This window comes from Aeromonas sp. 601039, assembly GCF_049174415.1.
Taxonomy (GTDB): Bacteria; Pseudomonadota; Gammaproteobacteria; order Enterobacterales; family Aeromonadaceae; genus Aeromonas; species Aeromonas veronii_A.
Map to the genome: position 1 here is coordinate 53,061 of NZ_JAAKTL010000007.1, position 13,617 is coordinate 66,677.

Sequence of the window (13,617 nt, forward strand, 5' to 3'; positions counted from 1 at the left end):
AGGGCGAGATATCGAACGTTTTTCAGGCTAATGTCGAGCCAAAAAAACAGAGATGGTTCATCAAATAAGCAGCCCAAAACCCTGGAGACACAGCGCGGACGTTGGGATGATCTGGTCTATACCCTGCCGCTGGGGGGCGATATCAATACCGCCATCAAGCTGGAGCTGGGTTATCTCGGGGGCATGGTGCAGCAAGAATTTATCTTCAAGGGCAGCAGTAGCAGTAGCGGCCCAATCACATTGGCGACAAGCTCCGGCGGCTTGGGTACCATGCCCGCGTTGATGGTCGGCAAGCAAGGGAACAGATAATGGACAATGCAAACGAAGTCATTGGGGCTAATGAGCAGGAGACCCCTTTTCATCTGCTACCGCAGGAGGAGCAACAGCGCATTATCGATGCCAACCAAAAAAGGGTGCGCGAAGCCCCGACTCTCCATGAATGGGATATCAGGGTTCCTACACCATTCGCTTGGCTAATGATTCTAACAGTTACAACAATTATGACGTTGTTCGCTGTGGGTTGCGTATTGCTTGCTGGTGATGGTGATTGGGGGTTTGCTTATCTAGCATTCTGTGTCGCTATGGCAATGACACCTTATTTTCGCTATTTGGTTATGGCAGATAAGGATTACCACTACCGGGTAACCACTGAGGGTGTCATCGTCACTTATCAGGATGCGATACCCGAAGTGGCCTATACCATAGTCCGTGGCTTGGCGTGGTTTGGTGTGGTGGTATGTGTGCTCGCGGTTGCCCTGCTGGGGCCATTGGCCCTGGTGGGTGCCGGTGGTATGGCGCTTTTGGCAGTATTTTTTACTGACTTTAAAAGTGAAGTGACAGAGCATGAAACCATGTTTAAAAAAGAGTGGCCCTACACGCTTTTTATTTCCAATAGGAAAAAAGCCCTGAGATTTGAATCCACGCCCTTTAAATCAGCACATAGCGATAACATATATTGTAAATCTGAGGATTTTGGATGGGTCGTTGAACTTATTAAATCGCAGATTAGATGCGTCGAAATAAAATATATAAAGGGCCATCCTGTCACGTAAAGTTATTCACTGATAACAAGCACAGAGTCGATATGTAAATTAATCTAGGCTTGTTATTTAGATATTGAATGGCGGAGGACGAGCTGGCTCGCTTCGATCTGCTGGTCAATAAACATTAAGCCATGGGGCAGAGAGGCTGTAATTCAGCTTTTCTGCCCCTTGATTGACCAATAATGGCACTACCTGTAACCGGCCCTGTTTTATTCGCCCCTTTTTCACTCTGCGAAGAATTTCTCATGACCCATCGAGTCCTATGGCTGGCACTGACTGCCAGCATCTTAACCGCCTGCTCTGCCACTGCGCCACGCACTGATGCCGAGCTATCCCAAGCCGCAAAGCAGGGGGATGGCCGCGCCCAGTATGAACTGGCCAGACGGCTTGCAACCCAACCCGATTACCCCAATGCCATGCACTGGATGCAGCAAGCGGCCGAGCAGTCTGGCCTCTTGGCCGCCGATAAACAGATCCGCGCCAATGCTGCTTGGCAAGTGGGTGACTGGTATCAGGCCGGGCTCGGGGAGCCCAAAAACCCGACGCTCACTACCCAGTGGTGGCAGCGCTCTGCTCGCCTTGGCAACAGCAATGCCAGCTATCAGCTGGGCCTGATGTGTCAGGAGCAGCATCAGGGCAAGTTGGTCAGTGAATGCTTCGACTGGTTCGAGAAAGCCGCCAGACGGGATCATGCCGACGCTCAGTTGGTGTTGGCACGGTGGTACAGCACACAACCGGGGGCAGATAGGGACGCCGTCAAGTGGCTTGAGCGTTCTGCAGAGCTTGGCAACCGTGATGCCCAGTACCTGCTGGGCGAGCGCTATGCGCAAGGTAAAGGGGTCGCCAAACGGCCGGATCTTGCGCAGCGCTGGCACGACAAGGCAGCAGCCCAGCAGCAACCGGACGCTTTGCTAAAGCAAGCCAGACAGGCCGCCCCCATCCATGGGTTCGCTGCCTATCAACGGGCGGCCAATGCCGGTTCTGCTGAAGCCGAGCTCTGGCTTGGCCAGGCTTATCTGGCCGGGGAGCTGGTATCAGCAGACCCTGCTTTGGGCCGTTACTGGCTGGAGCTGGCCGCTGCACACGGTTCCCATGAGGCCGAATATCAATTGAGTTTGCAGCAGGTAGACCGGGAGCAGCAGATCCACTGGTTAATGCGTGCTGCTGACGGTGGTGTGACCAGGGCATGGTTAGATCTGGCAGCACTGCAGCAGGAGCAAGGTGAACTGGAGCAGGCCAGAGCCAGCTATGCCAAGGCCGCCCGGCAAGGGAATAGGGCTGCACTCTATGCCTACGGTGAAATGCTGCGTTTGGGGCAAGGGGGCAAAGAAGATTACGCGTTGGCACTCAAGCAGTATCGGCTGGCGGCCCAACAGGGTGATCGTATGGCACAATACCGGATGGGAACCATGCGTGAAGAGGGACTGGGGGCTCCGCGTAACCGGGTACATGCCTATGCCTGGCTGTCATTGGCGGCAACAGAAGGGATGCCGGAGGCGGTGCAGGCTCGTGACGAGCTGGAAGCAGCGATGACCAGGCCGGAAGTCAAACAGGCGCAGAAACTTTCAGAGCACTGGTTTGGCAAGATGCCATCACCGGCGAGGAAAAGCTAAACAGCGTAGCTGCGGGCTCCGGCCTTTTTCTGAATCGAGGTCAGAACGATACGATCGCAGCCCCTCTTCAGCGGGAAGAGGGGCCGCAATCGTGTTCCCAGGCGGGCCGAGTTAGCCGAGGCTGGCCCAGGCCAACCGCAGTTTCAGTCCCGGGCCCGAGCTCCAGCCAGTGGTGGAGCTCACCACTTTACCCTGCTTGATGATGAGGAAGCTGGGGGTGACGCTCACCTGCCAGCGGGCGGCAAGGTCGCCATGCTCATCATTGTGGGTCGGGAAGGTCAGCCCCTTCCTGGCCATCCCCTGCTGCAACCTGGCTTGGTCGCCGGAGCGCAGCGCCACTGTCAGCACGTTTTCGCCGTCTCGCCATAGCTGCTCCACTGTCGGTGTGGTAACACGGCAGACTGCGCACCAGCTGGCCCAGTAATAGATCAGCAGTGGTCTGTCCCGACTCATTGTCTGCAGGTCGGCCAGAGTGCCATCTTGCAGCAGCAGTTGAGGCAGCGGGCTTTCCTCTGGCAGCGCCGGACTGCGCCAGACGTCCAGCGCTGTCGAGATAATCACCGCCAACAGCAGCAGCCAGAGGGCCTCCTTGCTCCAGCGGCGCAGACTGAGGATCCGGGATGATGTTGCTGTCATGATTGCCCCTTGATGACCAGTGCGTTTTTGACGTTGCCCCCGAGCGCTATATGAGGGAGATCAGCCGATTGCCGATAATTTCCCCCTTGCGCTGCGGGTATGCCCCGCTCTCCCGGCAGGGTCTGTATGAGCAGGATATATCTCATCTTGTTTCTCCTTGAACAGGGGCGTTCGCAGCGTGCTCCAGAGTGGCCAGCAGAGTTGCACGGTCCAGCAGGGGAGAGAGGATCTCGCCACCCGGTAGCCCGGGGCCATAGATTTGGTTGAAAGGAATGGCCACACTGCCGCGTTGGCGCAAGAAGCCGGCGATGCTGTCGGAGGGGCGGCTCCAATCCCCGCGCAAGGCCACCACATCGGGGGCACTCAGGGCTCGTTGCACATCATCGCGCAGCAGCACGTTGAATTTGTTGGCTTTGCAGGTGATGCACCAGTCGGCGGTCACATCGACGAAGACCCGCTTGTGTTGTGCCAGTGCGTCCTGGATGGCCAGCTCCGAGAGAGGCTGCCAGTTGACGCTATCCTGTGGTGGTTTGCCCTCCATGGTGAAGGCGCCGCCGAGCAGCAGGGCTGCGGCCAGCAAGCAGCCCAGCGCCAGCCCCAGGGTTACACCGCGAATACCGTGGCGCCATACGACCGCCAGCAGCAGGGCTGCCAGTATCAGAGTCATCAGGATCACCACCCCGTTATGGCCGATATGGTTGCCAAGCAGGCTGAGCAGCCAGAAGCTGGAGCCCAGCATCATCAGGCCGAGCAGGATGCGCAGGCGCCCCATCCAGCGTCCCGGTTTTGGCAGCCAGAGCGCGAGACGGGGCAGGGCGGCGATGAGCAGCCATGGCAGGCTCATGCCAATCCCCAGTGCGGTAAAGACAAGCCAGAGTTGACCGGATGGTGCCCCGAGCGCAAAGGCGACTGCGGTACCAAGGAAAGGGGCGGAGCAGGGGGTTGCCAGCAGAGTGGCAAAGCAGCCCTGCAGAAAGTGACCGGACATGCCGTTGCCACCCGCGGTTGCCAGGCGGGTGTTGACATTGCTGGATAACCTGATCTCGAACAGCCCCAGCAGGTTGGCACAGAACAGCAAGGTCACCACGACCATGAAGCCGATAAACCAGACGTTCTGGAACTGGATACCCCAGCCGACGGCCCCCTGGGTGGCGCGCAGCAGGGTGCTCATCAGTGCCAGCGCCCAAAAGGAGACCAGGATACCAGCGCTTGCCGCCAGGAACTGCAAGCGAACCGGGCGACGCTCACGGGTCTCCAACTGCAGTACTGATCCCAGCTTGAGGGCCAGCACCGGCAACACACAGGGCATCAGGTTGAGAATAAGCCCCCCAAGCAGTGCAGCCCCCAGGATCCAGCGCAGCGAGTGGCCACCAGCGGGTAGTGGCAGGGGATCACCTATGGTGACCTGGCTCTGCCAGGCTTCGTCACCGTTGACCAGTACCACGCCCAGTTGCTGATGACGGATATCTGGTGCATCCCCTTGCCAGCCATCGCTGACCGGAATGCGGGCAATCAGGGTATTGCCCTGCACCTCTAGGCTGGGCTCGCCAAACTCGATCCCCTCCAGCTGCTGGAGGAAAATCTGCGGAGCCCGCCACCCCTCTTGCTGCTTAGCGCTCAGCTGTAGCCGGTTTTGCTGGTAGCCAGCCTGGAGGTTGGCGCTCTTGGGCATGGCTTGTGGCAGCTTGCTCATCGCCTGTGCATAGGCAAGGTCGAATCCGTCCGGTGCCGTACCATCCAGAGCAAGGGCAAAAGGGTAGTCGGTCAGGATGCAGACGTTACTGCAGGTTGAAAGGCGTAACGTGCCGGTCAGCGCCTTGCGGTTGCCATGGCCAAGGCTTATGGGAAAGGTTACGGCCTGCTGATACCCCTGGGTCGACATGCCGCTGACCGCGAATCGCTCTGGCACTGGCCAGTGCCATTGTTGAGTGAGTTTGGGGTCATCCCAGAGAATTTCAGGGGCAATTCCCCCTTCACCCGGGTTTTGCCAATAGGTTTTCCAGCCGGACTCGAGTGTCAGACTGAGCAGCACCCGGGGCTGTGCCGGATCCCGGCTATCTGCTTGCAGCCGGATTTGTGCGTGATCGTTGCGGGGGCTGGTGAGCCAGCCGGTATCGCTGGCCAATCCGATGGATTGCCACAGCAGGCTGCCCAGCAAGAGGGCAGTCTTGAAGATGTTTGACATGGTGTTGTCTCTTGAAAATGAAAGTCAGGGTGGTTTAAGCCGCGACTGACTCATTCTCGCCAGACACAAAGGGTGAGATGAAGCCGCCGTTCTGGCGGAGAGATATTTCTGGGTGGGGGGAGGGGGGGCGAGCAACGGGACAGTGGTGCCAGCAGGGCGATCAGGAATGCGATGGCAAAGAAGAGCTGTTCGGCGCATTGCACGCTGGCGGCACTGAGCCACTTGCCGTTGAGCTGGCAACTGCCGGGTTGCGGCGTTGCTGCGCGGCCATCCTCATCGACATCGACATCGATGGCGGAGGATGGGACGGTCAGCATATGGCAGCCAGCGGCTATCTCCAGCTGAGCCAGCCTGGTCAGCGGCTGGAGTGCACAATTGAGCAGCAGAATGCAGACCAGCAGCAGGAGTCTTGTCGCCACGCGTTGTCGCAAAATCATGTTGCTCCTGCCCTCTTGGAATGGGGCACATCCTATCGATCAATGACAGCCCGGGCAAGCCGGTCGGATGAAGCCCCGTTTCTTGCAACCGGTGAGTCGCCACGTTTGCCCTCGTAGCTGGCCGAGTACCGAGCGTGCTGGCCAGATCAGTCTGCCAATGCTCCGGACAAGGGGGGAGTCGTTCAGCTGCCAATCGCCGATAATGCCCCGCGCATTCCGGCGGTCAGGGCCAACAGCCCCCTCGAGCCCTGAATGGAAATGGGTATATGGGATCCATGCCGCGACGAGGAAGGCCGGGTTGGAGATGGTTCATTTGGTGCAAGATCATCTCTTTAGGTCGTCAAAAATTGAAACCGTTTTCAGAAATCCTTTTCAACTGTGATCCGCTTCAAAGCTTTTTCGGGCGCCAACCTCTAGCATTGGCTCCACGAATTAGGGGCTAGCGCTCCCGATTTTCCCGCTGTGGGAGGTAACCGGATGATCCGGCTATTTCCTTCGTTACTTTCGACGGTCATCACGGATGGCCGTTTTTTTTTTGAGTTATTTCACGGTAAAGGGTCGAGTGGCTGACGCTTTCCCGTTAAAATTCCGCTTTTGCATCTGCCCGTGAGTCTTGATGTCTGCCTCCACCCTCTCCTCGGATAGTTATCTGCTGCTCAGTGCCTTGCAACTGCAGCGTGTCGCCAGTACCCGTCTGTTACAAGATACGCTGGGGGCGGGCCATGAGCTCGCCAGCCACCTGACCCGGCTCCATGACGCCGGCCTTGTCAGATTGCGCGGGGAGCAGCAGTGGAGCCTGACTGCAGAGGGGACGCTGGCGCTGATCCTGGGGGTGCGGGCTGGGCTTTGTGCTGCCCCTGACTGGGGCCGGGTCTCCTCGGTGACCGGCCAGGATCTGGTTCACGGGCTGGTGCGCGAGCTTTGCAGGGGCAAGGCGGGCGAGATCCCGGCTTTCTTCTCTCCCGGTGATCTGCTCACACTGCTCGATACCGCAGATGCCCATCTGCTGCTGGCGGGTTCCAGCCCCGCCTGGCAGCAACTGTTGCTGGAGCACTTCTCGCTGCAGCTGCTGCTCGATGCCCCTTATGAAGAGCGCTGGCCGCTGGCCAATGCGCTAGTGCGCTGTGCCCCCGAGGTGCAGGCGCAAGGTAAGGCGTTTGAGGCGGAGTGGCGCTGGCTCTGTGGGGATGGCGAAAGCACCGATTCCAGCCTGTTGTGGCCTGCCCTGCAGGCGGTTGCCTCGCAGGGGGAGTGTGGCCCGCTGGGTGAGCGGTTGCTCACCGCACTGGGCCAGTGGCAGGCCGAGGGTCATGAGGGGCAGTGGCCGCGTGCCTTCAGTGCTTTGCTCTGGCTTGGCTGGTTGCAGCAGGCAGACCCCGTCATTGCCAGCGAGCAGCGCAAGAAGTGGCAGCGCAGCCTTGGCGGACAATTTCCGCTGCTGGCCGATCTGCTCAGCCAGTGGGCCGGTGAGCGGCATGGGCAGGCGGTCGGGCTGTTCGATACCCTGCAACTGCCGGTGGAGGAGCTGCACTGGGGCTATCTCTGGCTCGATCTCTGCGCGCTGGCCCGTCACGGCGCCCAGAGCGCGCAGGTGGCCATGCTGCACAAGTGGGATCTCTCCCACCTGCTTGACGCCGAACCCCATCATCGGCTGATGGCGTTTTGTCAGGATCTGCTGCGCCTGCTGCTGGGAGAGGGGGCCAAAGGGGCGCCACTCTGCCAGCTGCGCAACAGCGAGGCCGAAGACGAAGAGTCAGAAGAGGAAGGCGGCGAGGAGAAGGGGGCAGCCTCCGCCAGCTGGCTCAACTGGCTGCAGGGGCTGGGACGTGCCAGCGGTGTGCGCAAGCCGCAGGAGCGGCTGGTGTGGCTGCTTCACGCCGATGGCCCCGAGCTGGAGTGCAAGATCCAGAAACTCAGCACCAAGGGGGAGTGGACGGCGGGCCGCCGGGTCGATCCCACCCTGCTCTCCACCCAGTATGCGGCACTGCTCGATGAGCACGACTGGGCAGTGGTGCGCACCCTGCCGCGGGTGATGGGACGCTTGCCCCGGGATGTCTGGGCGCCGCTGGCCGATCACCCCCGCCTGTTCAACGCCAAGGGGCAGAAGCTGCAGCTCGCCATCACGGCGCCGCTGCTGCAGATTATCGCGACCGAAGAGGGGATGAGTGCCTTGCTGATCCCAGATGCAGCCGCCCGCGGGGCCCATATCATGCCGCTGGCGCAGGATCTGTGGCAGCTCATCCTCACCCCGCAGCCGCTGCTCGACCGCTTGCCAGCGCTCGAATCCATCCCGCTGCTGCCCGCCGAGGGGATGAGCGAGTTGCAGCGCACTCTGGACGGGATCGCCGATCTGCCTTGGCACAGCCAGGTTGAGGGATTGCACGGCAATGCCGAACTGGCCCCCTGGCCGGGCATTCCTTCGGTGCAGATCGATTGGCAGGATGGCCAGCTGGCGGTCAAGCTGGTGACTCGTTTTGACGAGTTGCCTCCCCAGCCTCTGGGCAAGGGGGAGAGCATCATCCGTCAAGGGATCAAGGGTAACCACTATTGGCAGCGCGATCTCGCCGCCGAGAAGGGGCAGGCCCAACTGCTGCGCAATCAGCTTCCCATCGATCTGCCCGGCAGCGAGTGGCGCCTTGAAGGAGAGCAGGCACTGGCATTGGTCAATGCCCTGCCGGAGCTGGTGGATGCCGGTGTGGTCATTCACTGGCATCAGGACAGCGCCCGCCTCAAGAGCCTTGATGAAGCGGCACTAAGCCTGCGCATTGAGCGGCGGCAGGACTGGTTCCAGGTCGAAGGGGCGCTGGCCCTCGATGAGCACCAGATCCTCGATTTGCGCCTGATCCTGCGTCAGCTGACCCCGGGTCAGCGCACCGTCCAGCTCGACGAGAAGACCAGCCTGATGCTGAGCGACAAGCTGGTGGAGCGGCTCACCATGCTGGGGGCCATGCTCGACGACGAGCAGCGGATCAACCACAAGCTGGCCTATCCGCTGACCCGTCTGCTCTCGGTCATCACCACCGAGGGGGATGCGGCATGGCAATCTCTGCAGCAGGAGTGGCAGCAGGAGGTATCCTGCCCGCCGGAGCTGCTCACCGCGCTGCGGGATTACCAGAAGGAGGGGGTGCGCTGGATGGCGACCCTGGCCCATCACGGTTTTGGCGCCTGTCTGGCCGATGACATGGGTCTTGGCAAGACGCTGCAGGCGCTTATCGTGCTGCGTATGCGCCAGCACCTTGGCCCTGCGCTGGTAGTGGTGCCCAAGTCGGTAGTCACCAACTGGCAGGAGGAGGTGGCCCGTTTCGCCCCCGAGCTGGAGGTGGTGATCTTTGACAATCCCGCCGAGCGCGAGCGCATTATTCGCGATGCCAAAGCGGGGCAGGTGATCATCATCAACTACGGTATGCTCGGCAGTCTGGCGGAGGCGCTCAAGTCCCGCCGATGGTCCAGCATGGTGCTTGATGAGGCGCAGCAGATCAAAAACGCCGGTACCCAGCGCGCCAAGTTGTTGTTCCAGCTGGAAGGGGATTTTCGCCTCGCCCTCTCCGGCACCCCCATCGAGAACCATCTGGGGGAGTTGTGGAGCCTCTTCACCTTTATCAACCCGGGGCTGCTCGGCAGCCTTGGCGAGTTCAAGCGTCGCTTTGGCAAGGCGGTCAAGGATCCCCAGCACATGGCGCTGCTGCGGGCGGTGATCAGCCCCTTTATCCTGCGCCGCCTCAAGCAGCAGGTGCTGACCGAGCTGCCGGACAAGACCGAGATCATTCACCACATCAGCCTCTCCCCCGAAGAGCGCCAGCTCTACGAGGCGACTCGGCGGGAAGTGGTGCAGCAGGTGCAAAGCGCCGATGGCCGCGCCCTGATGCATGTGCTGAGTGGCCTGACCCGGCTGCGCCGCCTCTGCTGCTCGCCGGAGCTGGTGATGCCAGAGTGGTCGCAAACCAGCAGCAAGTTGGACGAGGCGATGGCCCTGCTGGAAGAGGCGATCGACGGCGGTCATCGGGTGCTGGTGTTCAGCCAGTTCGTCGATCTGCTGAGTCTGTTGCGGGCCCGCATCGAGCAGAAATCCTGGGATTACTGCTATCTGGATGGCGGCTGCTCTGCCAAGTCCCGTCAGGACTCCATCCTGCGTTTTCGTCATGAGGAAGTGCCGCTGTTCCTCATCAGCCTCAAGGCAGGGGGGACCGGCCTCAACCTCACCCAGGCCGATACCGTGCTGCACCTCGATCCCTGGTGGAACCCGGCGGTGGAAGATCAGGCGAGCGATCGGGCGCACCGGATGGGCCAGACCCAGCCGGTGACCGTGTACCGGCTGGTGTGTGAGCAGACGGTGGAGGAGAAGATCGTCGCCCTGCACGACGAGAAGCGGGCGTTGGCCGATGGCCTGCTGAGCGGCCAGTCCGAGGTGCGCGGGCTGGATGTGGAGAGCCTGCGGGCCCTGCTGATGGGCTGATTGACGACGCTACCTTTCATACCGCCTATCGATACAGAAAAGGGAGAACATCCAGAGATGTTCTCCCTTTTCTTATTTGGGATGCAGATGCGGGATACTCGTTTATCGCGGAAAGGCGGCCCGGTTATCCCAGATCCAGCTATCCCTGATCCAGTCACCCCTGATAGAGATAGAGGTGCAGCCGCTCGATGATGGGCTCACCGCCAATCTTGCGATCCCGCCGCGCCTGCCGGCTCTTGGGGGGATAGTTGCCCAGATGGCTGACCGCAGGCGGGGTATCCGAGCAGAGCAAGAGCGGCAGGCTCGCCTTGATCTGCTGCTTGCGCGGGGTGCGCTCCAGCCAGAGCAGATTGATCATCGGGTGGGTCTTGACCGGGCGGCGGATCCGCAGCTCGGCATCGGCAGGTAGGCGGCGAATGTCGTACACCTCCTGATCCACCATCTTGCTCCACTCCTCGTTGTTGGAGAGGGCCGGTATGTAGCGGCGGCTGCGCTCCAGCATCTCCAGCACCTGTTCGCGGGTGAGGCGATTGATGGTCTGCTTGTCAGCCCAGGTAAAGCCGAGGGATTGCAGATCCCCCGCCAACAGGGTCAGCTTGCGGTAGACCTGCAGGGTGATCACGCCGGGCAGGGCGGTATGTACCAGCTCGAACTTCTCATCCCGTCCCCCCGCCTGTTGCACCAGCCCCTTGAAATCAAGCTTGCGCTGGTTGATCTCCTCAACCAGCGGCTGGAGCTGCGGGGCGGCGGCGGCAGGAAAGCGCAACCAGCCGGGCAGCCGGTGAGTCGCCTTGGTGGAGCAGCCGGGGCGGGCGCTGTGGTCCCGATAAGCGGCGAGGGTGGCCGCCAGTGCGGCTTCACCGTTGAGATAGCCCACCTCAATTTGCTCGATCGGGTCGTGCTCTTCCCCCTGCGCCACCGGGGGGAGGGGATAGACATGGGCCTCCTGCAGCTCGAGCTGGCCAAGCAGATCGGCCAGCTGGTTGAGAGAGGTTTCAATGGCGGCCATCTGTTGACGCAGGGCGGCGGTAGGGGTAAAGGTATCCATCGATGATCCTGTGGTCTGACCCGCTGTTGACGACATCAGGTATGACATTGCTGCGGGTAGCAAAACTACTGTATAAATAAACATACCAGCATGCGGTTGGAGTGCCAAGAGGCACTTTGAGGAGGGGGCAATGTGCGCCTCTGAATGGGGATGTGGTAATGGTTTTATTTATGTTTCAGAGTGTTAAATAAAGATCACCACAAGATCATTAAATTAACAATCACGTGTAGCTCCGCTGTTGCCAGCTGTTCACACCTTGTCCATCCCTGCATATGTAAAGCAGTAAAATGCATATATAGATGGGTGCCATGCAGCACAATATGCTGTGCGACTCTGCTGGCCAACTGTTAAAATAATTATTTGTTTAAAATCAAAGCGTTAAAATTAAATCCTGCCGTTTTTAGACATTAGATTTACTAATGTAACGTATCAAAATTCGTCAATTGAGTCGGCCCTGTTCCCTGACTAAGCTTTGCGCATCAAATAAAGCCCAGTGCGTAAACAAATATTCAGAGGAGCCACATCATGGCCAACATGGCTTATACCGAAACCGGTTACCAGCATTCCAGCCAATTGAATCTGGTTGCTCGCGTTAAAATGACCGTTCTGACCTGGCTGGAGCGCAGCCGCAGCCGTCGCCAGCTCTCCGAGCTGCCCGAGTACCTGCTCAAAGACATCGGCCTGAACGAAGCTGACCGTTATCAAGAGACCACCAAGCCGTTCTGGCGTGGTTGATCTACCGGGCATGGATGCCTTGTTTTTCTGCTGAGTCGTTTGCTGTTCTGCCCCTGTGGGGACCAACTGCCAGGTCTGTTATTGTCTGTTTTATCTCCCCCCGTTTTCCCCCTGTTATTTGTTGATCCTTTTTCCTCTCCTCTTTATTCCACATCGCTACTGTCATTGCTGTCATCGTTCGATTGTTATCACATTTGTATCGTTAATGTTTGAATTTGTTTAAAAAATGATTTTAAGCCACGATGCCTTGCGTATAATCCGGCCATAGTATTCCAGAGCGAGAGGGTGAGACGGATGATTCCCCAGCACGATTTTTTGGCCTTGACCCGCAGCCATGAGTGGCAGCTTGAGCCCTTTGAATTTGCCCTGCCCGATGGTGCGCGGGTCAGCGTCTGGGATACGGGCGTGCTCTGTCTGGAGCCTGCCCGTGGCGCGGGCGATCAGCCGGGAGGACGCAAGGATATCGTCCTCTCCTGCGGTATCCACGGCAACGAGACTGCCCCCATCGAGATCTGCAACCAGCTGCTGAGCCGTCTGCTCTCAGGCGAGCTGAGCGCCCGCCATCGGGTGCTGTTCCTGTTTGGCAATCCGGCGGCGATGAATCTGGGGCTGCGAGAAGTGGAGGAGAACATGAACCGGCTCTTCTCTGGCGCCCACAGCAAGGGGGAGGGGCTCTGCAATCGGGAGCGGATCCGTGCCATGCGCCTCGAGCAGTATGTTAGCCGCTTCTTTGCCGATCCGGCTCGTCCCCGTTACCACTACGATCTGCACACCGCCATTCGCGGTTCGCGCCACGAGAAGTTTGCCGTCTACCCCTTTCCCCACGAGCGGCCCCACTGCCGCGAGCAGGTGCAGTTCCTCGGCGCCTGCGGGGTGCGCACCATTCTGCTCTCCGCCAGCCCGACCACGACCTTCAGCTACTACAGCTCCCGCCAGCATGGGGCCCATGCCTTTACGGTGGAGCTGGGCAAGGTACGGCCATTTGGTGAGAACGATATGACCCGCTTTATCGAAACCCGGCAGGCACTGCAGGAGCTGGTCACTCAGGATGAAGTGGCACTGGAGCCGTGGCGGGCGGACGATTTCACCCTGTTTGCCATCGATCGGGTGATCACCAAAAAATCGGAGCAGTTTCGCTTTCTATTCGCCAGCGATGTGGACAACTTCACCGAATTTCCGCAAGGGTTCGTGTTGGCCGAGGATGGTGAGCTGCGCTACACGGTCGAGAAGCCGCGTGAGGCGGTGGTCTTCCCCAATGCCAACGTGGCGATCGGTCAGCGCACCGTGCTGATGGTGGTGCCGACAAGGCTCTGGGAATAGCGGTGATAGTTTTGCCTGCAGAGCGGTGATGCATCCGCAGGTGGCGCCAAGCCATTGTTTTAGTCGGCGGCTCAGACACAGCAGCGGTTAGCCGCAGTAATAAAAAACGGGGCCAGTCAGATGACTAGCCCCGTTTTTTATCGGGTT

Annotated in this window: 10 protein-coding genes; 6 read left to right on the forward strand and 4 right to left on the reverse strand. The window is 59.7% G+C overall.

The genetic code is table 11. The features are described 5' to 3' along the window. Positions 1-30 precede the first annotated feature (30 nt). The 3 genes from G5195_RS08155 to G5195_RS08165 all read left to right on the forward strand — a co-directional run bounded on the left by G5195_RS08155 (position 31) and on the right by G5195_RS08165 (position 2,656). Positions 31-309: a hypothetical protein gene (locus G5195_RS08155; protein ID WP_421205333.1), complete on the forward strand. Its 279-nt coding sequence runs from the start codon at positions 31-33 to the stop codon at positions 307-309. Continuing rightward, positions 309-1,052: a hypothetical protein gene (locus G5195_RS08160; protein ID WP_421221391.1), complete on the forward strand. Its 744-nt coding sequence runs from the start codon at positions 309-311 to the stop codon at positions 1,050-1,052. The genes G5195_RS08155 and G5195_RS08160 overlap by 1 nt, the downstream gene beginning before the upstream one ends. Positions 1,053-1,288: 236 nt before the next feature. After that, positions 1,289-2,656, forward strand: coding sequence for a tetratricopeptide repeat protein (locus tag G5195_RS08165; RefSeq protein ID WP_421236017.1), 1,368 nt, complete (start codon positions 1,289-1,291; stop codon positions 2,654-2,656). Positions 2,657-2,767: 111 nt separating this feature from the next. Here G5195_RS08165 and G5195_RS08170 read toward each other — a convergent pair whose 3' ends face one another. The 3 genes from G5195_RS08170 to G5195_RS08180 form a co-directional block, all read right to left on the reverse strand. Continuing rightward, positions 2,768-3,292, reverse strand: coding sequence for a protein disulfide oxidoreductase (locus G5195_RS08170; RefSeq protein ID WP_421221393.1), 525 nt, complete (start codon positions 3,290-3,292; stop codon positions 2,768-2,770). Between the two features lie 142 nt (positions 3,293-3,434). Further along, a complete protein-coding gene (locus G5195_RS08175) occupies positions 3,435-5,477 on the reverse strand; it encodes a protein-disulfide reductase DsbD family protein (protein ID WP_421236018.1) in 2,043 nt (680 codons plus the stop codon). A 50-nt stretch (positions 5,478-5,527) separates the two neighbouring features. Then, on the reverse strand, positions 5,528-5,914 hold the full coding sequence (locus G5195_RS08180) for a hypothetical protein (RefSeq protein WP_216953215.1): 387 nt from the start codon (positions 5,912-5,914) through the stop codon (positions 5,528-5,530). Positions 5,915-6,530: 616 nt separating this feature from the next. Between G5195_RS08180 and G5195_RS08185 the strand changes: the two genes are divergently transcribed. Next, positions 6,531-10,367, forward strand: a complete 3,837-nt coding sequence (locus G5195_RS08185) for an SNF2-related protein (RefSeq protein WP_421236019.1) — start codon at positions 6,531-6,533, stop codon at positions 10,365-10,367. Between the two features lie 154 nt (positions 10,368-10,521). On the opposite strand, the gene G5195_RS08190 is transcribed toward G5195_RS08185, so the two are convergent. Further along, positions 10,522-11,415 (reverse strand): DNA replication terminus site-binding protein, encoded by an 894-nt coding sequence (locus tag G5195_RS08190; RefSeq protein ID WP_421236020.1) that lies wholly within the window; start codon positions 11,413-11,415, stop codon positions 10,522-10,524. 525 nt (positions 11,416-11,940) lie between these two features. On the opposite strand from G5195_RS08190, the gene G5195_RS08195 reads away from it, so the two are divergent. Both G5195_RS08195 and astE read left to right on the forward strand, forming a co-directional pair. Then, positions 11,941-12,150, forward strand: a complete 210-nt coding sequence (locus G5195_RS08195; RefSeq protein WP_158112369.1) for a DUF1127 domain-containing protein — start codon at positions 11,941-11,943, stop codon at positions 12,148-12,150. A 294-nt stretch (positions 12,151-12,444) separates the two neighbouring features. Continuing rightward, positions 12,445-13,470: a succinylglutamate desuccinylase gene (gene astE, locus G5195_RS08200; RefSeq protein WP_158112368.1), complete on the forward strand. Its 1,026-nt coding sequence runs from the start codon at positions 12,445-12,447 to the stop codon at positions 13,468-13,470. The last annotated feature ends 147 nt before the right edge of the window (positions 13,471-13,617 follow it).

Coding starts and splice junctions, on each gene's coding strand:
- G5195_RS08165 (WP_421236017.1), top strand. CDS start 1,289: ATGACCCATCGAGTCCTATGGCTGGCACTGACTGCCAGCATCTTAACC.
- G5195_RS08170 (WP_421221393.1), bottom strand. CDS start 3,292: ATGACAGCAACATCATCCCGGATCCTCAGTCTGCGCCGCTGGAGCAAG.
- G5195_RS08195 (WP_158112369.1), top strand. CDS start 11,941: ATGGCCAACATGGCTTATACCGAAACCGGTTACCAGCATTCCAGCCAA.
- G5195_RS08155 (WP_421205333.1), top strand. CDS start 31: ATGTCGAGCCAAAAAAACAGAGATGGTTCATCAAATAAGCAGCCCAAA.
- G5195_RS08190 (WP_421236020.1), bottom strand. CDS start 11,415: ATGGATACCTTTACCCCTACCGCCGCCCTGCGTCAACAGATGGCCGCC.
- G5195_RS08175 (WP_421236018.1), bottom strand. CDS start 5,477: ATGTCAAACATCTTCAAGACTGCCCTCTTGCTGGGCAGCCTGCTGTGG.
- G5195_RS08160 (WP_421221391.1), top strand. CDS start 309: ATGGACAATGCAAACGAAGTCATTGGGGCTAATGAGCAGGAGACCCCT.
- astE (WP_158112368.1), top strand. CDS start 12,445: ATGATTCCCCAGCACGATTTTTTGGCCTTGACCCGCAGCCATGAGTGG.
- G5195_RS08180 (WP_216953215.1), bottom strand. CDS start 5,914: ATGATTTTGCGACAACGCGTGGCGACAAGACTCCTGCTGCTGGTCTGC.
- G5195_RS08185 (WP_421236019.1), top strand. CDS start 6,531: ATGTCTGCCTCCACCCTCTCCTCGGATAGTTATCTGCTGCTCAGTGCC.